We start from the raw sequence: 22,202 nt of genomic DNA on the forward strand, positions 1-22,202 counted from the left end.
GGCCTTTCCTTGAACGCATTGTACGGCCCAGCGGCGCGTTGCGCATCCCCTCCGCGCTGGCTAGGATGGTCGTTTTTTACCTCGTTGGAGAGACGCCATGGCCGCCCGCCACTTCCTGACCCTACTGGACCTGAGCCAGGATGAATTGCGCTACCTCATCCAGCGCGCGATCACGATCAAGAATGGGCTCAAGGCCCAGGGCCCGACCTACGCGCCCTTTACCAACCGCACCCTGGCGATGATCTTCGAGAAGTCGTCAACACGGACCCGTGTCTCCTTCGAGACCGCCATGGCTCAGTTCGGTGGTCACGCGCTGTTCCTCTCGCCTAGGGACACTCAACTAGGACGTGGCGAGCCCATAGGAGACACGGCTCGGGTGCTGTCAGAGATGGTTGACGCGGTGATGATCCGCACCTTCTCCCACCAGGGCCTTGAAGAGTTCGCCGCTGCCAGCGACGTACCGGTCATCAATGCGCTGACCGATGATTACCACCCCTGCCAGCTGCTGGCGGATGTGATGACCTGGACCGAGCTGCGGGGCAGCGTCAAGGGCCGCACGGCGGTGTGGATCGGGGACGGCAACAACATGTGCCACTCCTGGATCAATGCCGCACGCCAGTTCGACTTCTCCCTGCGCATCTGCTGCCCTGAAGGCTACGAGCCCCGCGAGGATATCCTGGCAGCCGCAGGAGACCGAGTGACCATCCTCCGCGATCCCATGACAGCCGTCGCAGGTGCCGACCTGGTGACAACCGATGTATGGGCATCCATGGGACAGGAAGAGGAGCAGGCGCGCAGAGAAGCCGACTTCGCCGGCTTCCAGGTGACTGAGGCCATGCTGGATGCGGCGGACAAGGATGTGCTGTTCCTGCACTGCCTGCCCGCTCACCGCGGCGAAGAGATCAGCGAAACCTTGCTGGATGATCCCCGCGCCGTGGTCTGGCAGGAGGCCGGCAACCGCCTGCATGCCCAGAAGGCACTGCTGGAGTTCCTGATGCTGGGTCAGGTCAGTCACTGATACCCTGCGACTCGCTGCTTATCAGCAAGGCCCTGCCGCAATATCGCGGCAGGGCTTGGCGTTACGCGTTTAGCCTGTCGCCCCCTTAAGTCGCTGCCATCTATCCACGCCTCCCGTTTCATTCCTCTCGTTACCTTTCTCTTGTTACCTTTCTCTTGTTACCTTTCGTTCGCTACGCCCCACCCACACCAACGCGGGCTTAAGCGCCCAGATCCCCATCGAGTCATGCTGAGCAGGCGCCACGTCAACGAGTGCTTGAACCAAAACACCTACAGCGCCTGGCCATGACCCGCGGCATGTATCCGCAAGCGGACAAGGAATAGACTTTGGTCTAATCAGACTAATGTCGTATACTTTCGCCATATTTCTGTCAGAGATCGCCGCATGGCACTGCTCGCCGAACATAATGACACCGCTCAGCGTATCGACCTGACCGCCTTTATCGAGGACCTCTACCGCGACGGCGACGTCCTTGAGGCCTTGACCCACAGTGATCGTGGTCTTAGCGCCACACGCCTTGATGCCCTTACCCGGACCCGCTCCCAGGCGTCCCGGCTGCGTCGTCTGCTGCGGCAATCGCTGGTCGTCCACAATCCGCGCGGCAGGCTGATCCTGACACAGGCTGGCCGAAAGCTGGCATTTGAGCTTTACGGCGTGGGCGCTGCTGATCTCTAGGCACCGTTTCAGCGGTTGTAGCCAGCACTCCCGTGGCTGGCTCTCCCGTTTTTGCCCCCCATTTCTGTCCCTCCCATTTCTGTCTCTCTCGATTCTGGTTCTCTCGATTCTGTCTCTCTCGAATCAGCTTTCCGCCTCCTCAGCTGAACGTCACCCGAGCTGTCTCGCCTGAGCCAACACCAGCCGCACACCAAGGCTCGATGACGGGCCCTTCCCCCTTGGTCCGCTGACACAGCGACGTCGCCCGATCCCTCTATTCTCCTATCTGATTCCCGCTTTGCGGGGCAGGCTGATTCCCGCTTTGCGGGGGCACACTGATTCCCGCTCTCAGGGAAGAACATCCGAGCCCGTTTCATCTTGCTGGCTATCGGCGGCGATGCCCTGCCTATTGCCCTGGGCCGACTCCGCCCTACCTCAAAGGCGCCTGACGACAAAAACATGGCGCTTATTGCCAAGTCGCAACGCCGTCACTTCGCCACACTACCTCTCGATTCATTCAGCCGCGGAGCGACGAGACGCTGTCTACGCCACGGCGCCGCCCTGTCAGGCGGCGTGAACTCGCCTTCGAGCCACTTGGCATGGGGCCGCGGCCGACGTCCCGTCATCCGAGATCGAGAGGAGCCCTCCATGAACCGTAACGTCATCCTTACCTGCGCCGTGACCGGTGCCGGCGATACCACCGGCAAGAGTCCCAAGGTGCCGGTAACCCCCAAACAGATTGCCAACGACTGCATCGAGGCGGCCAAGGCCGGTGCCAGCATTGCGCACATCCACGTGCGCGACCCGGAAACTGGCGGCGTCAGCCACTCCCTCGACCACTTCCGTGAAGTCATGGAGCGGGTGCGTGAGGCCGACACCGATATCGTCATGAACATTACCGCTGGGGGCGGTGGCGACTGGATCCCTGACAGCCAGGACCCCACTCGGGGCGGACCGGGTACCGACATTCAGACGCCGGCCCAACGCCACGAGCCAGTCGGGGAACTGCTGCCCGAGCTGTGTACGCTGGACTGCGGCAGCCTCAACTTTGGCGACATGATCTACGTCAACTCGGCTGACTGGCTGCGTGAACATGCCCGCCTGGTGCAGGCTGCCGGGGTCAAGCCTGAGCTGGAGTGCTTCGATCTGGGCCATGTGTGGTTCGCCCGCCAACTGCAGGCTGAAGGCCTGATCGACGGCGACCCGCTCTACCAACTGTGCCTTGGCATCCCGTGGGGCGCCGAAGCCGATACCGAGACCATGCTGGCGATGCGCAACAAGCTGCCGGCCAACGCCAACTGGGCGGCATTCGGCATTGGCCGGCACCAGATGCCGATGGCCGCTCAAGCGGTGATGCTCGGTGGCCATGCCCGGGTTGGGCTCGAGGACAACCTGTACCTCGAAAAGGGCGTGCTGGCCTCCAACGCTCAACTGGTCGAGAAAGCCGGCAGCCTGATCAACCACCTGGGCGGCAAGGTCATGACACCGGCGGAAACTCGAGATTTCCTCAAGCTGCGCAACCCACACACCGGCACCATCATGGGAGAACAGGCATGAAACAGCTATCTGTCATCGGCACCGGTGTGATCGGCAACGGCTGGATCGCCCGCGCCCTGGCCAGCGGTTGGAGCGTAGTCGCTTTTGATCCGGACCCCGCCGCCGAAGCGCGCACTCGGGCGTTTGTGGATAATGCCTGGCCTGCGCTGCAACGCCTGGGTCTGGCCGACGGCGCCAGCATCGACCACCTGCGCTTTGCCTCCTCACTGGAAGCCGCCGTGGACGGCGCCGACCTGATCCAGGAGAACGTACCGGAAAGACTCGAGCTCAAGCAGAGCATCCTGGCCCAGATCGACGCCGCGGCGCCTGCCGATGTGCTGGTGGGCTCCTCGACGTCGGGATTCAAGCCCACCGACCTGCAGCAGGACTGTGCCAAGTCACCCGGGCGCATCATCGTCGCTCACCCCTTCAATCCGGTCTACCTGCTACCGCTGGTCGAGCTGGTCGGAGGACAAGCCACGGCGAGCGAGCAGACTCAGCAGGCGCAGGCCCTGTATCAGGCGCTGGACATGCGTCCACTGGTGGTCCGCCGTGAAATCGAAGGGCATATTGCCGACCGTCTGATGGAAGCCCTGTGGCGCGAGTCACTGCACCTGGTCAATGACGGCGTAGCCACTACAGAGGAAATCGACGCCGCGGTGGTCTACGGCTGTGGGCTGCGCTGGTCGCTGATGGGCACCTTCCTGACCTTCCACCTGGCCGGTGGGGAACAGGGCATGCGCCATATGCTGGAGCAGTTCGGACCCGCGCTGAAGCTCCCCTGGACCAAGCTGGAAGCCCCCGAGCTTACCGATGAGCTGATCGACCGCGTGGTCGAGGGCTGCGAGCATCAGGCGGCCGGCCGCAGCGTGGCCGAGCTGGATCGTCGTCGCGATGACTTCCTGGTCGAATTGCTGGGCCTGGTGAACAAGTACTGGCCGGAAGCAGAAGGCCTCGAGGGACGTATCTGATGGCCTTGCTCAACACCCAGGTGGCGTCACAGTGGGTCGACTACAACGGCCATATGAACGATGCCGAGTACGCCAGGGTATTCTCCCTGGCGGTGGACAGGCTGATGGAGAACATTGGCCTGGACGATGAGGGCCGGCAACGGCTCGGCTACACCCTGTATACCCTCGAGACCCATCTTCGCTACCTGAAGGAAGCCCACGAGGGGCAAGACCTGCAGGTCGATGTTCAGATCGTCGATCAAGATGCCAAGCGCCTGCACCTGTGGTTTGTACTCACCAGTGGAGCGGACCTGCTGGCTACCAGCGAGCAAATGCTGATGGGCATCGACACCACCAGCGGCAAGCCTGCTGCCTTCCCCGCAGCGCTCTCTGATGCCTTGGTGACATTGCCCCCCCTGTCATCCCCCCCGCCCGAGGGGCTGGGACGGCGGATCGGTATCAGCCGACGCTGACAGGCTTGGCGTCCTGGCCGGGCCATATCCAGCCAGACCCGCTCAGGCCCGCCCAGACCAGCTCGGGCCAGGGCGCCATCCACCAGGAATGCTCGGCGACGCCGGGCGGGATCCGGATGTAGCGATGACGATCGACGACTTTGCCAAGCGCTTCCAACATGGTCTCGACGCCATGGCATCAAGGCCCCTCGCCCTGGCCAGAGGCGACTACGATCGGCTCTGCGCCAGTTTCGCCACGCCGTTGCCCACCACCATGCGGGTCACCGACGAGCGGATCGCTGGAGTACCCGTGCGCCGATATCGGCCAGGGAGAGTGAGAGGGAAGGAGAGAGGGACAGCGAGTGGGAGAGTGGAAGGAAGAGACAGCGTTCTTTCTCACGCCCACGCCCACGCCCACGCCGATACTGGTCAGCAGACCGTGCTCTACATCCATGGTGGCGGCTTCACGATCGGCTCGCTGGACAGCCACCAGGGCGTCGCAGCGGGCCTTGCCGAAGCACTCGGGCGAGAGGTGGTAAGTGTGCAGTATCGACTTCTGCCCGAGGCACGCTACAGCGACCAGCTCGACGACGTCGATCGGGTGCGCCGCTGGCTTCAGCCCTGTGCCCTGGTGGGGGACAGCGCAGGAGGTCGCCTGGTGCTGGACGTGGCTCGTGCCGCCAAGGACCCACATCCGCTCGGCATGATCTATCCGCTTCTCGGTGACATGTCCGAGACATCTCTTGGACCCGATGCGCCCTTGCTGAGTCGTCGGGACGCCCAGGCCGCCTGGGCGATGATTGCCTCCGACGCTGCCCGCGTGGGCGACGCTCCCCCGGTCAGCAGCGCAGTGGAATGCCTGGTCGTGGAACACGACCCCCTGACCCCAGCGATACTGGCGACGCTGGACCAATGGCGTCAGCAGCGGCGGCAGGTTGGCCTGCATACGGCAGAGGGGATGTTTCACGGGGCGCTTCACGCCCATGCGCAGCTGGCACCGATGTCGATCACCTGGCGTGGGTTCTGTCGTGCTCTCGCGTGTCACCTCGACGAGCGACACCTAGACTATTCTTTGCGTTGAAGTGCCTCTCTACCCCTCTGATTCATAAGCACTTATCGGGTTAGAAGCAGCACAGTCACGACGTTATCACTCCACTCCAGCGAGGTTCCCACCGATCGATCGCCGTCCCTCCTTTTTCAATAAGACAACGAGACACCAATGAAACAGAACATGTCCACATTGGTGGCCACCGTGGTCACCGTCATTACGCTTATTGCCTTTGCTGCCATCGCCCCAGGTAGCTTTCAGACCATCCTTGATGTCATCAAGGTCAATGTCATCGGCAACTTGGGCTTCATCTTCACCTACCCGGCCTTTGTTGCCTCCATCGTGTTTGTCGTCCTGATGTTTACCCCACTGGGCCGCTTGAAATTCGGTGATGAGCCGCCAGAATTTTCGACGCTCGCCTGGCTAGGCATGCTTTTCGCCACCGGCATGGGTATTGGATTGGTCACCTGGGGAGTGCTGGAGCCTCACTATCACGTCGAGGCCGGGAACAGTTCCGATCAAGCACTGCTATATGCGTTCAATCACTGGGGGCTACTGGCCTGGGCAGGCTATCTTGCCATCGGCGTCATCTTTGCCCACTGCATGTACAACCTGAGGATCGAGAAACCTGCCGAGACCTTGCTGGGAGGCGGTTTCCTCAGCAAGTTGAACCTGGTGAGCCTGGTCGTTTCCACCGTGATCGGGCTTTCGCTGACGTTCTCCTATGCCACCGATCCCCTCAAGCAAAGCCTGGAGCAGTTCTTTGGCATCCAGGCCAGTCCAACCTTGATCATCAGTGTGCTGGCCATCTTTGCCATCGCCTCGAGTGCCTCGGGGCTCAAGCGGGGCATCAAATGGCTAAGCAACTACAACACGTTATTCGCGCTGATACTGTTGACCAGCGTGTTACTGCTGACATCCCCCTGGGACATCGTTTCGACGCTGGCGCGCCTGTTGCCGGAATACCTGGTGAAATATCCGCTGATGGCGACCGATATTGGCCTGGGGGATCCTGAGCGCAAGGCCTGGCTCGCGGATTGGCTATATGCCTTCGAGGCTGCCTGGTACGGTTGGTTCATCTTCACCGGGGTGTTTATCGCCCGCATCTCCAAGGGGCGTACGCTCCGCCAACTCGTGCTAGGCGTCATGCTGGTGCCGAGCCTATTCTCGTGTTTGTGGTTTACGACCTTCGGCCTCGGCGGATTGGAGACAGGCTCAGAGGACGTCTTTGCGCTGATGGCCACCCTGGATAGCCATGGCATTCTTTCGGCCATTCTGGCCCTGAACATCCTGCTGTTCTTCGTCACCAGCGCGGATTCCGCTGGCCTGGTCTGCGAAATGCTGACCGTCAAACGCTCCAGAGCGTTCTGGATCGTGGCCATGTCTTTGCTGGCGATCGTGATCAACTGGCTGGAAGGTGACATCTTCAAGGTCATCCTGACCCTGATTTCCGTCGCGGCCATTCCTGTGGCCTTTGGCATCTTTGCGCTGGTAGCAGCCTTCTTGCTGCGCCTTCGAGGCCAGCACACCCCATTGCCCACTCAGGACGACGGCTAAGCAAGCGCTGACGTCATCAGCCGAACGGCGTTAGGCGCCCAGAGCCCGGGACCTGGAACCCGAAGTCTATGAGGCTCAGGTGCCAAGTTAGAGCAGCGTGTACGCAGACAGGGCCTGATGTCAGGCCCTGTCTGCAGCCTATGGCGAGTGCCATGGCGCCCTGTAGCACTCTGGCTAACACCTTCACTCAGGCGCTAGCGGCAAAGCGCCATTAGAACTTGCCCAGTTCAGCCTCGAGCGGAAACATGGCGGCGGATAGCTCGCCCACGCTCATGACCGGTGACGCCGGCGCCTTGGCACTCGGCCAGGCCTTCAGCAAGCCCTCGTAGCCCTCCTCCAGGGCAGCATAAGCGCCTGCTTCGCGAAACAGCTCGGCGTGGCGCTCCAGCGACTCACGGGCCGTCAGCACAAATCCACGGCCATCCTGATACTCCACTACATTGACGAACTCACCGTCGTCGACCGCTTCTTCGTACTCGTGCAGCGCAGTCTGCAACAGCGCCAGCTGGACCTTGGCCTGGAAGCCAGCATCCTTCTCGAGTTCATCGTCCACGTCGCCCATGGCGGCCACGATGGTAGCGCGCAGCGACTCATACTCTGCCTCGTATTCGCTCCAGTCTCCGCCCTGCTGGACCTGGCCAGAAAAGTCTTCCAAGGTCTCGTCGAAGGCCTCGATTCCGCGGGTCTCCAACGCCTTGGCGATGCCCGGATAGACCTCATGGTAGGGATGACCGAAATGCGGGTAGGAAGCGGTCTTTGAACCTTCGGTGTAGAGCTCCTTGGCCACCTGAAGGTGCCCCAGCATCAGGGCGAGTTCTGTGGTGTAGATACCAGGATTGGCCGTGTCTACGTGGCCATGCTCGCCGCCTTCACCACCTTCGCCACCTTCGCCGCCTTCACCACCTTCACCACCTTCGCCGCCTTCACCACCTTCACCGCCTTCACCGCCTTCACCACCTTCACCGCCGGCAGTAGCAGTTAAATAGGCAAATACCGCGTAGGGGTCGCTAGCCAAGGAGCCGTGCTCGCCGCCTTCACCGCCTTCGCCACCTTCGCCACCTTCACCGCCGTGGCCGTGCTCGCCACCTTCGCCGCCTTCACCGCCTTCACCGCCTTCACCACCGTGGCCGTGTTCTCCGCCTTCGCCGCCGTGGCCGTGCTCTCCACCTTCGCCGCCTTCACCGCCGTGGCCGTGTTCTCCGCCTTCGCCACCTTCACCACCTTCACCACCTTCACCGCCGTGGCCGTGTTCTCCGCCTTCGCCACCTTCACCACCTTCACCGCCGTGGCCGTGTTCTCCGCCTTCGCCACCTTCGCCACCGTGGCCGTGCTCTCCGCCTTCACCACCTTCGCCGCCGTGGCCAGCTTGCCCCGCTTCGTGCACAACGCCGTCTTGCGTCATTTCCTCGTCGCCATGATGATCGGCCCAGGCGGTGCCGGTTCCGAGCAAAAGGCTGGTGCCTACACCGATCCACAGTTTGGTGCGGGTCTCTTGGGTCATGATGAACATCCTCGTTGTAGCTGCTGTCGGTTTTCCGCGCCTGTTGCCATCTGGGGGCTACGCGCGCTAAGGGTGGCGGCAGGTTCCGCCAATGGTCCATGACTATCCTGGACGCGACATGTGACCAAGTGTAATGCAAATGATTAACACTAGGGTACAATTCACCATTTGCGAGGGGCAACGATGATTCTCTGTATCGACCAAGTGCTCTCCAACGAGCTGCTGACACGCATTCGCCAGACCCTGGGCGAAGCCCGTTTCCGCGACGGCAAGGAAACAGCGGGCTGGCACGCACGCACGGTGAAACAGAATCAGCAGGCGAGCGGCCAGGACCCTGCCATCGCCAGCCTGCGCGACGATGTCATGAAGACGTTGGCCAACCACACGCTGTTTCAGATCGCCGCCAGGCCCCGACGCATGAAGCCGGTGATGTTCAGTCGCTATCAGCAGGGCATGACCTACGGCAACCATGTCGATGATGCGGTGATGCCCACGCCCCAGGGCCCCATGCGTACCGACCTGTCCTTCACCCTCTTTCTGGAGGAGCCAGCCCACTACGATGGGGGTGAGTTGATCATGGACACTCCCCAGGGTGAGCAGCGCTACAAGTTACCGGCGGGCTCCATGATCCTCTATCCGTCGTCGACCCTGCACCGGGTGGACCCTGTGACCCGGGGTGAGCGACTGGCCGCGGTGGGATGGCTGCAAAGCCAGGTGCGTCAGCCGGAACAACGGGAGATCCTGTTTGACCTGGACACCACCCGGCGCCAGATATTTGAACGCGATGGCAAGACCGCTGACTTTGACGCCATTTCCAAGAGCCTGGCCAACCTGCTGCGCATGTGGGCCGACATCTGATCCCCTGCACCAGGGCTAAGCCCCATCCACTGGCGTCAGCTGCTCTCGTCCTGGCGGCGATAGCTCAGGGGTGAACAACCATAGTGGCGCCGAAAGGCACGGCTGAAACTCGAGGCGGAGCCAAAGCCGCAGCTTAGCCCGATGGCGAGCACGTCCAGATCGGTGTCCTTGAGCAGTGACGCGGCACGGTTCAGCCGCAGCCCCAGATAGTAGCCGGTGGGCGACTCCCCTAACTCGTCGGCGAACAGGCGCTGCAGCTGACGCAACGAGATCTGACTGCGCCGCGCAATCTCGGCAAGCTCAAGGGGTGCCTCTAGATGGCTCTCCATCAGTGACACGGCATCGATCAAGCGTGGCTGATGGGTCCCCAATCGACGCACCAGGCTCATGCGCTGCTGGTCGGTACGGGACCGCAAACGGTCGTGAATCAGCTGTTCCGACACGTCTACCGCCAGCGCCATCCCATGCTGCCTGGCGATCATCTCCAGGGTCATGTCCATGGCAGCAGCCCCACCAGCACAGAAAAAACGTCGTTGGCCGAGCAGGAAGAGCTCATCGCAGGTGCGAATGGTGGGATAACGCTCGTTGAAGGCCGGTAGCGTCTCCCAATGCAGCGTAACGGTCTCTCCGGCCAGCAACCCGGCCTCGGCCAGCACCACCGCACCGGTGTCGAGGGCCCCGATACGACAGCCTCCTTGGTCCAGGCGGTTGAGCCAGGCACTCAGACCACGACCGATCCACTGCTCTGGATCAAACCCGCTGCACACCGCCAACGACGGCAAGTGGCGCACCTGGTCGATAGCATGGTCCACCATCAGCGTCATGCCATTGCTGGCGGTGACAGGATCACCAGATAGCCCGATCACCGTCCACTCGTAGAGCGGACGACCGGCAATCCGGTTAGCGATGCGCAAGGGCTCTACCGCCGAGAAGAACGCCATCATCGAAAACTGGGGCAATAACAGAAAACCCATGCGTTCGCTGGTGGTCGATGCCGAGAACATGGGTTCGTTGTCGCCTGAGCCATCAGCGGTGGTGTCAGCGGTGGTGTCAGCGTGAGGATGACGCCCCTGGCCCTCATCAGGGTGGCCGTCCTTGCCCCGCCCATGGGGCTGATCGCTAGCCTCCATGTGGATCTGCCCCTGGCCTGGCCAAGTCTGCATGGCTATCTTCCTTTACGCTTTCTACTGTGTGCGACCGATCGCCAAGCCTAGGCGTTGTCCGAAACGTCGACGAGCGAAGGTTAGACAAGGCAGAAATCGGTGAGAAAGCGCAGTTTACGAGGTGTAACTGAGCATTTTAACCGGGCTGGCGTACCAGCCGATGTTTAACACCGTATCACCAAGCGCAGACACTTTACGTACAAGCCCCAGCATAGCGCGCAGCCCCAAGGCGAGGGCCGGGCTTGAGCCGGGTCGCCTGCGCTGTCATGCTTTTACGCCATCCTATCGAGAGGCCCTGGCGGCGCGCCATGCTCCACTCCCATTCTCACGACTCGTCGCCCCGTCGGCATCAGGCTCATGCCCAGGCCCAGGCGATGCGGAGGAAGCCGTCGTGCGCCTGACCTACCAGGGACCGAGTCCGGAAGCCATCGGCTTTTTGCTGTTGCCTCGTTTTTCCATGGTGGCGCTGTTCTCCGCCATCGATCCTCTGCGCATTGCCAACCGACTGTCCGGTGAGACGCTATTTCGCTGGCACCTGATCAGCAGGGATGGGCTGCCGGTCCATGCCAGCAACGGCATTCCCCTGGCGGTCGAGCACGCACTAGAGGACACCCCATGGCTGCCCAGCCTTGCCGTCTGCGCCAGCTTTGAGCCCATGGCCGCCGTCGATGACAGCCTGACCACCTGGCTGACGCAACGTCGCGAGCAGCGCACCTGCCTGGGGGCGCTGGATACAGGGGCTTTCTGCCTTGCGTCCGCCGGACTGATCGACGACACCGTCACCTTGCACTGGGAGAGCCTGCCCGAATTCAGGCGCCAGCACCCCCATATAGAAGCGGTGGAGTCGCTTTACGAAGTGACACCCAGCGGCTTTTTCGGGGCTGGGGCCAGCGCCTCCATCGACCTGGCACTGGACACCATTCGACGCCGCCACGGCGACGCCTTGACCCGCCGCGTCAAGGAGCAGCTGGTGCATGACCATCGGCGGCTGCCGGCCAGCCGACAGCGTGACGTCCGCTACCAGGAGCGACTGCCACAACGCCTGGCCACCCTTATCGGGATCATGGATGCCCACCTGGAATCCCCCCTATCCATTCCCCAGCTGGCTTCCGCCATCGGACTATCGGAGCGCCAGCTGGAGCGGGAGTGCCAGCAGCATCTGTCCCGCACCCCAGGGCAGCTGTACCTGGAGCGGCGCCTGAGCCTCGCCCATCAACTGGTCACCAGTACCCGACACAGCGTCATGGATATCGCACTGGCCAGCGGCTTTGCCTCAGCCTCGAGCTTCACCCGCGCCTTTCGCCAACACCACGGTGCCTCGCCTAGCGCCTTGCGACGTAAGCCCACCCCTCCGATGTCGGATTCTGCACGATAATTGTCGACTTCTGCACGATGCCTCAGCCCCACCGGCGCCATGCTGTGGCCATCGTCGTGACCCACTGCAGGGGGCTGAATGCCTGCCCGCTGGGGTGCGTCACCCACACGTCGCTTTCCGACGACTCGTCCAGGCTAGCTCAAGGAGGCTCCATGCACGCGCAGACGTCTCGACCGTCCGCTAACTCCTCTACGTCCTCTGTTTCCACCACCGCGTCCTCCGCCGCCACACCGCCGTCGGCGCTGCCACCGACGCCCGACTACGACAGCTGGCCGGTAGCGGTGGCCATCGCCGAGGTGACGAGCGACTCTCGGGTGCTGACCGTGACCTGGCAGGATGGCCGCGTCAGCCGCTACCACAGTGTCTGGCTGAGAGAAAATGCCGCCGATGACAGCACCATCAATCCCGCCACACGAGAGCGCATTCTCGACCTGTCGTGCCTGGAGGCTTGGCCGCAGATAGCGGCTGCGCGGCTCGATGACAGCGGAGCCGTGGAACTGATCATGAGTCCTGAACAGCGCACACTGCGCTTTCATCCGGGCTGGCTGCGCGCCCACGACTATGACAACTGCGAGGATCCACTGGCTCCACTGGTCGCCGTGGAGACCTGGCTGGGAGGAGCGGACGCGGCGCCTGACACCTTGGACGCCAGCACCTTTTCCACCACCGCCATCGATAGCCCGGAAGAAGCCTCGACGCTGGAGCCAGCACTGGAGTCACTGCTGCGCAAGGGCCTGGTGCGCCTGCGCGGCCTGCCCACGGAGCCTGGGACACTGGCCAGAGTTGCCGAGCGTATCGGCCCGGTAAGAGCCACCAACTTCGGCACCCTGTTCGACGTGCGCGCCAAGCCTGACCCTGACTCCAACGCTTATACCTCGATTGCGCTTCCTCCCCACGTGGATCTGCCCACGCGGGAATACCATCCTGGCCTGCAGTGCCTGCACTGCCTCGAAAACAGCGTCGCCGGTGGACAGGCGGTCATGCTCGATGGCTTTGCGGTGGCGGACGCCCTGCGCCAGGAAGACCCTGAGGCTTTCTCCACCCTGACCCAGGTACATTGGCGCTACGCCAACACCGCCAAGACCACGGACTATGTCTGGCATTCGCCGATGATCGTGCTGGATGATCAGGGCCAGCTCAGCGAAGTGCGCATTGCCGACTTCCTGCGAGGGCCGCTGATGACGGACTTCGACCTGGTCGAAGAGGCCTATCGCGCCCTGATGGCGCTGCAGGGGCTATTGCGTCAGTCCCGCTTCGCGCTGCGCTTTACCTATGCACCGGGAGACCTGGTGATCTTCGACAACCGGCGTCTGTTGCACGCCCGCGACGCCTTCGAGGGCGACTCAGGACATCGCTGGCTACAGGGCTGCTACCTCGAACGTGATGAGGTCCGCTCCCGTTATCGTATGCTCCAGCGTCGTCAACGAGAGCGCAGCCTCAGCGACGCCTAAGCCCTTTAGCAAGCGCCTAGCTGTCCTGCCTGCCGCCCGGCCCCAAGCCACGCCGGGCGGTCACACTGGGCGCTTCCCCAAAACGCCGACGGTAGGCCCGTGAGAAGTGCGCCAGATGCGTAAAGCCCACGGCGACGGCTGCCGCCGTAACGGTCATGCGACTGTCCGCGAGCATCCGCTGAGCCTGATCCAGACGCATGTTGAGGTAGCACTGCTTGGGCGTTTCGCCAAACTCTGCCATGAACCGGCGGGTCAGCTGCCGCTGGGACAGGCCTGCCAGCCGACACACGTCGGGAATCGACAACGCCTGGGTCAGATTGGCCTCCATCACCGCCAGGGCCTTCAACACCGGGCGCGGCAATCCGCCGCCCACAGCGGGGTTGTCGACGGGATCGATGTGGCCTGCAGAGTGGCCGTCGCCCTGGGGGCGGGAGTGCATGATCTGTCTTCCAACCGCCTCTGCCAATGCAGGACCGTAAAGGGTCGTCACCCATTCCAGCATCATGTCGATACTGGCTGAGCCTCCGGACCCGGTCAGTCTTGCCCCTTCCCACACGTAGCTGTCGGGGCGCACCTCCAGGCCAGGAAACTCCTCACGAAATGCCGGCACACTCTCCCAGTGCAGCGCCACCGGATAGCCCTCCATGACCCCCGCTCGTGCCAGAATGAAGGGCGCCGTATCCAGCCCACCCAACCACACCCCATAGGCCGACAGGCGTTTCAGCAATAGCAGGTCATCCACGGTCACCATCGCTTCAGGCTCATAGGACGACACCACCATCAGGCGGCCGCTGGAGGCGATGCCCTGATACCAGTCCGCCTCGGTGACCTCAGCCAGGCGCCCGTCCACATCAATGCGTACGCCATTGCTGGCCATGACCGGCTCGCCATCGCTGGACAACAGCCGCCAGGCAAACAGATCCCGGCCAAACCGATTGGCCACTCGCAGCGGCTCAAGCAGGCACACCAGCGTCAACATCGAGAACTTGGGCACCAGCCACACGTCCAGCGTGTGCTCGGCCTGAGCAGGGCTGAGCAGCGGGGGTGAGTCAGGCCGGGGATAGGGATGGCTGGAAGGCCAGTCGGTGGACGTCATGGGGCGAATTTGATCAACAAGATGGCGAATTTCATCAAATGATAACCGAACCCGCACAGTAACCTAAGGAAAACTCTGAACAAACCGCTGAGCCAGGCCCTTCGGTGGCGCTGACTCGGCACGTTCGACGGCCCTCGGAGACGGTTTTCCATGATCCTGCAGACGCCCCCTGCCCTTGCCGACAATGGACGCCAGCTACAGCTGTTCCTGTCCAACGGCCAGCTTCATCTCGATGCGCTATGGCTACGCGAGCGCCTGCCACAGGCGGATACGCTCGACCCCCAGACCGGTCAGCGGCTGATCGAGGCCGCCGAGCTGCCCCTGGACCTGGCGCTGACCGCTGCCAGCGCTGAGGAAGGCGAACTGGCACTGGCGTTCTCCGACGGTCAGCAGGGGCGCTTCCCTCTTGCGGAGCTGGCCAGGTCAGCCAGCACTGGCAGCGCAGACACACCGCCCCGCGAGCTGTGGGATGCTGCTCTCGAGGTCCCCTCCAGCGTCGACTTCAGCGAGGCGCTCACCAGCGACGCGGCGCTGCTGACCCTGCTGCTCAAGCTGGAGCGCTTCGGCTTTGTTCACGTGTCAGGGCTACCGGACGACACCGACGCCATGCAGCCGTTGATCGATCGCATCGGCCCTCTGCGGCGCACCAACTGGGGCGGCATTGCCGACGTCAAGTCGGTGGCCAATGCCTATGACCTGACCATGACCCAACGCGGACTCGAGCCACACACCGACAATCCCTATCGTGACCCGATTCCCGGCTACATCTGGCTGCACTGCCTGACCAACGCCGCCGAGGGAGGCGACAGCACGCTGGTAGACGGTTTCGAGGCGGCACGCCGCCTGCGACAGCAAGACCCCGAGGCCTTCGACTGCCTCACCCGGGTAAGCCCCCGCTTTCGCTATCAGGACGACGCCACCCACCTGGAAAGCCGCGGGCCGCTGATCGAATGTGATCCCCACGGAGAGGTGGTCAGGGTGCGCTACTCCAATCGCACCGAACGGGTCGATGCCATGGAGAGCCAGGAGTTGCGACGCTACTACGCCGCGCGCAAGGCCTTCTACGATCTGATCCGCAGCGAGGCGCTTACCCTGCGCCTTAAGCTGTCGCCAGGCGAGATGCTGATCATGGACAACTACCGCCTGTTGCATGGCCGCACCTCGTTCACCCTTGACGGTGGCGTGCGCCATCTACGCCAGGGCTACGTCGATCGGGACAGCACCGCCAGCCGCCGCCTGGTGTTGAGTCGTCACCTCGCAGGAGTCACCTCATGACAGCGACCGACAGCACCCTCTCCAGCCAAGCCAAGCAAGCCGAGCAAACAGAGCAAGCCACGTTTGCCCGCTTCGATGAGAGTACCGCCGCCGAGTGGCGGCTGATCGACCAGCATTTCCGCGCCTACCAGGATGACGCCTGCCGCCGCGTGCTCGATCATCTGGCGCGACTGAAGGGCGATACCCACGGCTATCCGGTAGATCGCTACGAACACTGCCTGCAGACCGCCACCCGCGCACTGCGCGACGGTGCCGATGAAGAGATGGTCGTGTGTGCGCTGCTTCACGATATCGGCGACGACCTGGCCCCGGCCAACCACGCCGAGATTGCGGCTGCGATCCTTGAACCCTTCGTCGATCCTCTCAACGTGTGGATGATTCGGCATCATGAGCTGTTTCAGGGCTACCACTATCGCCATTTCTTTGGCCAGGACCGACACGCCCGTGAGGCCTATCGCGACCATCCAGCCTACGCTCGCACCGTCAGGTTCTGCGATGAGTGGGACCAGACCAGCTTCGATCCCGACTATGACACCCTGCCCTTGTCAGCGTTTCTGCCGATGATTCAGCGGGTCATGCAACGCCCCCCCTTTGGCGGCCTGCCTGACGTCGTGGATGATCCACAGGAGCGCTCATGAGAACCTGCGCCCAGACCCTGATCACGCTGCTGGAAGACTATGGCGTCGATACCGTGTTCGGTATTCCCGGCGTGCACACCGTCGAGCTATACCGAGGTCTCGAGGGGGCCGGCCTGCGCCATGTCACACCCCGCCATGAGCAAGGGGCAGGATTCATGGCCGATGGCTACGCCAGAGCCAGCGGCAAGCCCGCGGCTTGCTTTATCATTACCGGCCCAGGCATGACCAATATCGCCACTGCCATGGGCCAGGCCCTGGCAGACTCGGTGCCGATGCTGGTGATATCCAGCGTCAATCGCGTGGCAACCCTGGGCCGGGGCCAGGGCCGACTGCACGAGATGCCTCAGCAGAGCGCAACGCTTGCCGGTGTCGCGCGCTTCAGCCATACCCTGCTCGACCCTGAGGCCCTTCCGGAAGTGCTGGCGCGGGCCTTCGCCATCTTCCAGGGTGCCCGGCCCGGGCCCGTTCACATCGAGATTCCCATCGACCTGTTTGATGCGCCAGTGAGCCGCGCGCCAGGCCGGCCGATCCGTGTCTTCCCGCCGGCGCCAGCTCCGCAGGCCGTGCATGAGGCCGCCCGCTGGCTTGATCAAGCCCAACGGCCGCTGGTCCTGGTGGGTGGTGGTGCCTGCTCCGCCGCAGCGTCCGTCAAGGCCCTGGTCGAGCGCCTGGGTGCTCCCGTGCTGACCACGGTCAATGCGCGTGGTGTGCTCGGCAGTCATCACCCCCTGGATCTTGGCACCACCGCCAGCCTGGCACCGGTACGCCATCTGGCGCGTGACGCCGATGTCGTGCTTGCCCTGGGTACCGAGCTTGGCGAAACCGACTACGATCTGGTCTTCAACGATGGCTTCGCCCTTCAGGGCCGCGTGATTCGTGTTGACCTGGACGTCGAGCAGCTTGCCCGTAACCGCTCCGCGGAGCTGGCGATGGTCGCCGACGTCGGTCTCGCCGCAGACGCGCTGCTCGGCGCTCTGAGCGAATCAGCGGCGCCTGGTCGTCCGTCACGCTCCGAGAGTGCTGAGCAGTTACGCGCGGGTGCCGAGCGCTGCCGCGCGGTTCGTCGTGACCTCGCGCTGTACGAAGACCCGGAGCTGAAGCCCTATCTGCCCCTGTTCGATATCCTCGATGACGCCTTGCCCGAGGCCATCATCGTCGGTGACTCCACGGGGCCCGTGTACGCCGGCAACGTCATCGCTCGACGCTCGGCGCCTCGCCGCTGGTTCAATGCCGCCACCGGGTTCGGCACCTTGGGCTATGGCCTGCCCGCCGCGCTGGGAGCCGCCCTGGCCAAGCCTCAGCTTCCCGTGGTTGCCCTGGTCGGCGACGGTGGTCTGCAGTTCGTGCTCGGCGAACTCGCCACCGCGCGCGATCTTGCTCAAGCTCCTGATGCCTCCGACAAGGTCCAGCCCCTGGTGCTGATCATCTGGAACAATGACGGTTACGACGAAATCCGTCGCTACATGAGTGCTGATGGCGTCGCTCACATCGGCGTCAACCTGCAGCCGCCGTCCTTCGCTCCCCTATGTGATGCCTTCGCCTGCCGATACATCAGCGTCAACGCACCAGAAGCGCTACGAGAGGCCCTGACAACACTGGACCAGGCCGCCTCGCCGCTGGTCATCGAGGTCGACGCCCTTGCCTGGCAAGCATCACTGGAGCAGCCTGCCACCGGCTGTTGAGGAGACGTGTCGAGGAGACAGAGGAAATCCCTTGGCGTGCCGGTGCGGTGGCCGCGGCGCGCTGTAGACAGACGTCAAGGCGGCGACAACGGCCCCGCTACAGAGACGATCAGCGCCTAGCCAGTCCTGAGCTGGCCGGGACAGCAAACCCTGATAATAACGAAGGAGTTCCCCGTGACCCGAACCCACCACACGACATCCCTGCTGCTGCCGACGCGTCGCCCCGGAATCCCTGCCGGCTCACTGCCACCGTGGCTGGCCGGAGCGCTGCTGGTCGCGACCCTGTCCACCTCCTCTATCGCCCTGGCGGAAGATCGGGACGAGCGTCTTCGCCTGGTGGTCCCGCCCTGGCCTGGGGTCACCGTCAAGAGCGAGATCCTGGCCCAGCTTGCCGAACCCCTCGGCTACCAGGTCGAGCGCCTGGAGGTCAGTTCCACGGTGGGCTACAAGACCCTGACCAGCGGCGACAGTGATGCCTTTCTGGCAGGCTGGCTGCCGGCCCAGCAGGAAAGCTATGACGCCGCCGTGCAAGCGAACGCCATCATCGACCTCGGCAACAATGTCACCGGTGCTCGCATGGGCTTTGCGGTGCCTGGCTACGTGGCGGACGCCGGCATCACCGACGCCGCTCAGCTCGGGGACGCCGCCAACGCCGAGCGCTTTGAGCGCACCTTCTATTCCATCGAAAGCGGCTCTACCGTCACCGATTTCATCGACGCTGCCGTGGAAGCCAATACCCATGGTCTTGGCGACTGGGAGGTCATGTCTTCCTCCACCCCGGGCATGCTGAGTGAAGTCAAGGCGGCGGTGGACGAGGGACGCTGGATCGCCTTCTACGGTTGGACCCCGCACTGGATGATTCCCGAATACGATGTGCGCATCCTGGACGACAGTGAGAACGTGTTTGGGCCCGACAACGGCAGCAGTGATGTCAAGACCGTCGTCGCCAAGGAGTTCGCCGAGGCTAACCCCAACCTCACGCGACTGCTCGATCAGGTGGTGTTCAGCGCCCAGGAGCAAAGCGACTTCATCAAGGCGTATAGCCTGGAGCAGCAAGACCTTGAGCAGGTCGCCAGCGAATGGCTCGCCTCGCACCCGGAAAAGGTGTCCGCCTTTCTTGACGGCGTCACCAGCCGCGACGGCGGCGAGGCCCTGGCAAGCGTCAAGGACACGCGCTGATGGACCATCGACAGCAACAGCTGCGCCAGGATCTGGCGGCCGCCTATCGACTGATGGCGCTGGATGGCATGGACGACGGTATCTCCACGCATATCTCGGTACGGGTTGACGCCAACAGGTTTCTGCTCAACCCGTTCGGCCTGCGTTTCGAAGAAGTCACCGCCGACAGCCTGATCAGCGTGGACGAGCAAGGCAATGTGCTCGATGACCCCACCGGGCTTGGCATCAACCCCGCGGGTTTCACGATACACAGCGCCATCCATGGAGCCCGCAGCGACGCATTGTGCGTGCTGCATGCTCATACCGTCGCGGGCGTGGCCGTCTCCTGCCTCGAAGAGGGTCTGCTGCCGCTTAACCAATGGGCCATGCAGTTCTATCAGCGCATCGGCTACCACGACTACGAGGGTATCGCGCTGGATCTGGACGAGCGCCAGCGCCTGGTGGACGACCTCGGCCCACATATGAGCATGATCCTGCGCCAGCACGGTGTGCTGGTGGTTGGCACCAGCGTCGGCGATGCCTTCCTGCGTATGCGCGACCTGGAACGATCCTGCCAGGCACAGCTGGCCGCTCAGTCCACCGGGCGGCCCCTGGTCAGCGCCTCGCATGCCCTGTGCGACAAGGTCGCCCGACAGTACGACGCCTGGGCCGCCAGCCCACAAGGCACCGATCTCGCCTGGCGCGCCGAGCTGCGTCGCCTGGGCCTACATGCTCCCGCGCTCGAGGACAGCCCATGACTCGCGTCTCCCGTCTCACCCAGCGAATCGCCGGCGAAGGCGCCGCCGCCTGGGATATCCACAGTCGAGCCTTGGCGCGCCAGGCCAATGGCGAGGACATCACGGTACTGTCGGTGGGCGACCCCGACTTCACCACGCCGCGCAGTATCGTCGAGGCCGCCAAGCACAGCCTGGACCAGGGCGCCACCCACTACGCCGACGTACAGGGCAAGCTGGCGCTGCGTGAAGCCATCGTCTCCCACTACCGTCGCAGCCAGCGTCTTGGCCACGTCGAGTTGACGCCGGATCGCCTGATCGTGATGGCAGGGGCCCAATGCGGCCTGTATGCAGCGGCCCAATGCCTCCTCGATCCTGGTGATGAGGTCATCGTGCCCGAACCCAGCTACGTCACCTACGAAGCGGTGATCCAGGCCACCGGCGCCACACTCTCCCGTGTGCCACTGCAGGCGGACCAGGGCTTTCGGCTGAATGTGGATGATGTGGCGGCGGCCATCACCCACCGCACCAAGGCGATCCTGATCAATAGTCCCCACAATCCCACGGGACAGTCGCTGACCCGCGAACAATGGGAGCAGGTGGCGGCACTCTGTCAGCAGCACGATCTGTGGTTGATCTCCGACGAGGTCTACGCGGAGCTGATGTTCGATGGCACCCATACCTGCCCGCTGGCGCTGCCGGAGATGGCCGAGCGCAGCGTAGTGATCTCGAGTCTGTCCAAGTCACATGCCATGACCGGATGGCGACTCGGCTGGGTGATCGCCCCGCCGATGCTGATCGAGCACCTCAGCCATCTGGCCCTGTGCATGTTGTACGGCTGCCCGGATTTCGTTCAGGACGCCGCCATCACCGCTCTCGCGGACGAGCAGGGTCAGCTTGGCGACGATCTGGCGACCATGCACGCCGCCTACCAAGCTCGGCGCGACAGCGTGTGTGCCGCTCTGGCGGGCAGTCAGGCCGCCAAAGCCGTATGCCCCGACGCCGGGATGTTCGTGATGGTCGACATTCGCGCCACCGGCCTATCATCGGCACAGTTCGCTGATCGCCTGCTGGATCAATGCGGCATCTCGGTGCTGTCTGGCGAGGCCTTCGGCCCCTCGGCCGCTGGCTTCATTCGGCTGGGACTCACCCACCAGGCCGACACCCTGGCCGATGCCGCGCAACGGCTTCGTGAGTTCGCCGACGCCTGTCTTGCCACCCACCCATGAGCCGCCTATGACGCCATCTTCCCCAGACTGTACCGATACCCCGCCATCTTCCGCCGTGGTCGAGGCCCGGCACCTGGTCAAGCGCTATGGCGACGTTGACGTGCTGCGCGACGTGTCCCTATCCGTCGCCGAAGGCACTGTGACCACCATCATCGGCGCCAGCGGCTCCGGCAAGAGCACCCTGCTCAGGTGCATGAACCTGCTGGAACGCCCGCAGCAGGGTCAGTTGACCATCGCCGACGAGTCTATGCGCTTCACCGCACAAGGTCCCCGCAGCGGCCACACCGACATGCCCCTCAGCCGCCACCAGCTGCAGCGCCTGCGCGCCAAGGTGGCGATGGTCTTTCAGCAGTTCAACCTGTGGCCTCACATGACCGTGCTGGGCAACGTCAGCGAGCCGCCCGTGCGGGTCAAGGGGGTCAGTCGACGCAAGGCCAACGCCCTGGCCATGCACTATCTCGAGCGTGTCGGCATGGCCGAACGTGCGGACGCCTATCCCGCCTTTCTGTCCGGCGGACAGCAGCAGCGTGTGGCGATTGCCCGCGCACTGGCCATGGAGCCACAGATCCTGCTGTTCGATGAACCCACCTCGGCGCTCGACCCAGAGCGGGTCAATGAAGTGCTCGGCGTCATCCGCGGGCTGGCCGATGAAGGGCGCACCATGCTGATGGTCACCCATGAAATGGCATTCGCCCGCGACGTGTCCGACCAGATCGTGTTTCTCGACCGCGGAGTGGTCGGCGCTGCCGGCTCTCCCGAGCGCATCTTCGAACAGAGCGACAACGAACGCTGCCGGCGCTTCATCGCCCCTGCCGCCTGACTGCCCG

Annotated in this window: 21 protein-coding genes; 18 read left to right on the top strand and 3 right to left on the bottom strand. The window is 63.5% G+C overall.

Annotated elements, in window-relative coordinates:
* Positions 1–97: 97 nt before the first annotated feature.
* The 7 genes from argF (at position 98) to JF545_RS03975 (ending at position 7,215) form a co-directional block, all read left to right on the top strand.
* Positions 98–1,018, top strand: a complete 921-nt coding sequence (argF, locus tag JF545_RS03945; RefSeq protein ID WP_206939374.1) for an ornithine carbamoyltransferase — start codon at positions 98–100, stop codon at positions 1,016–1,018.
* Between the two features lie 384 nt (positions 1,019–1,402).
* Complete coding sequence (locus tag JF545_RS03950) at positions 1,403–1,693, top strand: hypothetical protein (protein WP_206939376.1); 291 nt, start codon at positions 1,403–1,405, stop codon at positions 1,691–1,693.
* Positions 1,694–2,320: 627 nt separating this feature from the next.
* On the top strand, positions 2,321–3,229 hold the full coding sequence (locus JF545_RS03955; protein ID WP_206939378.1) for a 3-keto-5-aminohexanoate cleavage protein: 909 nt from the start codon (positions 2,321–2,323) through the stop codon (positions 3,227–3,229).
* Complete coding sequence (locus tag JF545_RS03960) at positions 3,226–4,179, top strand: L-carnitine dehydrogenase (protein ID WP_206939380.1); 954 nt, start codon at positions 3,226–3,228, stop codon at positions 4,177–4,179. The genes JF545_RS03955 and JF545_RS03960 overlap by 4 nt, the downstream gene beginning before the upstream one ends.
* Positions 4,179–4,631: a thioesterase family protein gene (locus JF545_RS03965; RefSeq protein WP_206939382.1), complete on the top strand. Its 453-nt coding sequence runs from the start codon at positions 4,179–4,181 to the stop codon at positions 4,629–4,631. Before JF545_RS03960 ends, JF545_RS03965 begins: the two co-directional genes overlap by 1 nt.
* 124 nt (positions 4,632–4,755) lie before the next feature.
* Positions 4,756–5,691 carry an alpha/beta hydrolase fold domain-containing protein gene (locus JF545_RS03970; RefSeq protein WP_206939384.1) on the top strand — a complete coding sequence of 312 codons (936 nt, stop codon included), beginning with the start codon at positions 4,756–4,758 and terminating at the stop codon, positions 5,689–5,691.
* Positions 5,692–5,841: 150 nt separating this feature from the next.
* Entirely contained in the window at positions 5,842–7,215 is a 1,374-nt protein-coding gene (locus JF545_RS03975) for a BCCT family transporter (protein WP_242520680.1), read from the top strand.
* A gap of 211 nt (positions 7,216–7,426) precedes the next feature.
* Here the strand turns inward: JF545_RS03975 and JF545_RS03980 are convergent, their stop codons facing one another.
* Positions 7,427–8,230: a hypothetical protein gene (locus JF545_RS03980; RefSeq protein ID WP_206939388.1), complete on the bottom strand. Its 804-nt coding sequence runs from the start codon at positions 8,228–8,230 to the stop codon at positions 7,427–7,429.
* 6 nt (positions 8,231–8,236) lie between these two features.
* Here JF545_RS03980 and JF545_RS03985 point away from each other — a divergent pair, with 6 nt between their 5' ends.
* Both JF545_RS03985 and JF545_RS03990 read left to right on the top strand, forming a co-directional pair.
* Positions 8,237–8,818, top strand: a complete 582-nt coding sequence (locus tag JF545_RS03985; RefSeq protein ID WP_206939390.1) for a hypothetical protein — start codon at positions 8,237–8,239, stop codon at positions 8,816–8,818.
* A gap of 81 nt (positions 8,819–8,899) precedes the next feature.
* The gene (locus JF545_RS03990; RefSeq protein WP_206939392.1) at positions 8,900–9,574 is read left to right on the top strand and encodes a Fe2+-dependent dioxygenase; all 675 of its coding nucleotides are present in this window, start codon (positions 8,900–8,902) and stop codon (positions 9,572–9,574) included.
* 35 nt (positions 9,575–9,609) lie between these two features.
* Here the strand turns inward: JF545_RS03990 and JF545_RS03995 are convergent, their stop codons facing one another.
* On the bottom strand, positions 9,610–10,578 hold the full coding sequence (locus tag JF545_RS03995) for a GlxA family transcriptional regulator (protein WP_206939479.1): 969 nt from the start codon (positions 10,576–10,578) through the stop codon (positions 9,610–9,612).
* 550 nt (positions 10,579–11,128) lie between these two features.
* Between JF545_RS03995 and JF545_RS04000 the strand changes: the two genes are divergently transcribed.
* The gene (locus JF545_RS04000) at positions 11,129–12,112 is read left to right on the top strand and encodes a helix-turn-helix domain-containing protein (RefSeq protein WP_206939394.1); all 984 of its coding nucleotides are present in this window, start codon (positions 11,129–11,131) and stop codon (positions 12,110–12,112) included.
* Between the two features lie 152 nt (positions 12,113–12,264).
* Positions 12,265–13,563 carry a TauD/TfdA family dioxygenase gene (locus JF545_RS04005; protein WP_206939405.1) on the top strand — a complete coding sequence of 433 codons (1,299 nt, stop codon included), beginning with the start codon at positions 12,265–12,267 and terminating at the stop codon, positions 13,561–13,563.
* Between the two features lie 16 nt (positions 13,564–13,579).
* Here the strand turns inward: JF545_RS04005 and JF545_RS04010 are convergent, their stop codons facing one another.
* Positions 13,580–14,659 (bottom strand): GlxA family transcriptional regulator, encoded by a 1,080-nt coding sequence (locus tag JF545_RS04010; protein ID WP_206939407.1) that lies wholly within the window; start codon positions 14,657–14,659, stop codon positions 13,580–13,582.
* Between the two features lie 150 nt (positions 14,660–14,809).
* Between JF545_RS04010 and tmpA the strand changes: the two genes are divergently transcribed.
* From tmpA to JF545_RS04045, 7 genes are all read left to right on the top strand, one after another.
* Entirely contained in the window at positions 14,810–15,934 is a 1,125-nt protein-coding gene (gene tmpA / locus JF545_RS04015) for a 2-trimethylaminoethylphosphonate dioxygenase (protein WP_206939417.1), read from the top strand.
* Positions 15,931–16,572 carry an HD domain-containing protein gene (locus tag JF545_RS04020; RefSeq protein WP_206939419.1) on the top strand — a complete coding sequence of 214 codons (642 nt, stop codon included), beginning with the start codon at positions 15,931–15,933 and terminating at the stop codon, positions 16,570–16,572. The genes tmpA and JF545_RS04020 overlap by 4 nt, the downstream gene beginning before the upstream one ends.
* A complete protein-coding gene (locus tag JF545_RS04025; protein ID WP_206939421.1) occupies positions 16,569–18,254 on the top strand; it encodes a 5-guanidino-2-oxopentanoate decarboxylase in 1,686 nt (561 codons plus the stop codon). Before JF545_RS04020 ends, JF545_RS04025 begins: the two co-directional genes overlap by 4 nt.
* Positions 18,255–18,509: 255 nt before the next feature.
* Complete coding sequence (locus tag JF545_RS04030) at positions 18,510–19,433, top strand: ABC transporter substrate-binding protein (RefSeq protein WP_431606255.1); 924 nt, start codon at positions 18,510–18,512, stop codon at positions 19,431–19,433.
* Entirely contained in the window at positions 19,433–20,170 is a 738-nt protein-coding gene (locus JF545_RS04035; RefSeq protein WP_206939423.1) for a class II aldolase/adducin family protein, read from the top strand. Before JF545_RS04030 ends, JF545_RS04035 begins: the two co-directional genes overlap by 1 nt.
* Complete coding sequence (locus tag JF545_RS04040; protein ID WP_206939425.1) at positions 20,167–21,375, top strand: pyridoxal phosphate-dependent aminotransferase; 1,209 nt, start codon at positions 20,167–20,169, stop codon at positions 21,373–21,375. The genes JF545_RS04035 and JF545_RS04040 overlap by 4 nt, the downstream gene beginning before the upstream one ends.
* Positions 21,376–21,382: 7 nt before the next feature.
* On the top strand, positions 21,383–22,195 hold the full coding sequence (locus JF545_RS04045; protein ID WP_206939426.1) for an amino acid ABC transporter ATP-binding protein: 813 nt from the start codon (positions 21,383–21,385) through the stop codon (positions 22,193–22,195).
* Positions 22,196–22,202: the final 7 nt, after the last annotated feature.

The organism is Halomonas litopenaei (assembly GCF_017303055.1).
Classification (GTDB): domain Bacteria; phylum Pseudomonadota; class Gammaproteobacteria; order Pseudomonadales; family Halomonadaceae; genus Halomonas; species Halomonas litopenaei_A.

Bases quoted from the DNA above. Each gene is read 5' to 3' on its own strand.
- JF545_RS04005 (WP_206939405.1), top strand. From the start codon at position 12,265: ATGCACGCGCAGACGTCTCGACCGTCCGCTAACTCCTCTACGTCCTCT.
- JF545_RS03955 (WP_206939378.1), top strand. From the start codon at position 2,321: ATGAACCGTAACGTCATCCTTACCTGCGCCGTGACCGGTGCCGGCGAT.
- JF545_RS04025 (WP_206939421.1), top strand. From the start codon at position 16,569: ATGAGAACCTGCGCCCAGACCCTGATCACGCTGCTGGAAGACTATGGC.
- JF545_RS03990 (WP_206939392.1), top strand. From the start codon at position 8,900: ATGATTCTCTGTATCGACCAAGTGCTCTCCAACGAGCTGCTGACACGC.
- JF545_RS03965 (WP_206939382.1), top strand. From the start codon at position 4,179: ATGGCCTTGCTCAACACCCAGGTGGCGTCACAGTGGGTCGACTACAAC.
- JF545_RS03975 (WP_242520680.1), top strand. From the start codon at position 5,842: ATGTCCACATTGGTGGCCACCGTGGTCACCGTCATTACGCTTATTGCC.
- JF545_RS03995 (WP_206939479.1), bottom strand. From the start codon at position 10,578: ATGTTCTCGGCATCGACCACCAGCGAACGCATGGGTTTTCTGTTATTG.
- JF545_RS04035 (WP_206939423.1), top strand. From the start codon at position 19,433: ATGGACCATCGACAGCAACAGCTGCGCCAGGATCTGGCGGCCGCCTAT.
- tmpA (WP_206939417.1), top strand. From the start codon at position 14,810: ATGATCCTGCAGACGCCCCCTGCCCTTGCCGACAATGGACGCCAGCTA.
- JF545_RS04040 (WP_206939425.1), top strand. From the start codon at position 20,167: ATGACTCGCGTCTCCCGTCTCACCCAGCGAATCGCCGGCGAAGGCGCC.
- JF545_RS04010 (WP_206939407.1), bottom strand. From the start codon at position 14,659: ATGACGTCCACCGACTGGCCTTCCAGCCATCCCTATCCCCGGCCTGAC.
- JF545_RS03970 (WP_206939384.1), top strand. From the start codon at position 4,756: ATGACGATCGACGACTTTGCCAAGCGCTTCCAACATGGTCTCGACGCC.
- JF545_RS04045 (WP_206939426.1), top strand. From the start codon at position 21,383: ATGACGCCATCTTCCCCAGACTGTACCGATACCCCGCCATCTTCCGCC.
- JF545_RS03950 (WP_206939376.1), top strand. From the start codon at position 1,403: ATGGCACTGCTCGCCGAACATAATGACACCGCTCAGCGTATCGACCTG.
- JF545_RS04020 (WP_206939419.1), top strand. From the start codon at position 15,931: ATGACAGCGACCGACAGCACCCTCTCCAGCCAAGCCAAGCAAGCCGAG.
- JF545_RS03960 (WP_206939380.1), top strand. From the start codon at position 3,226: ATGAAACAGCTATCTGTCATCGGCACCGGTGTGATCGGCAACGGCTGG.
- argF (WP_206939374.1), top strand. From the start codon at position 98: ATGGCCGCCCGCCACTTCCTGACCCTACTGGACCTGAGCCAGGATGAA.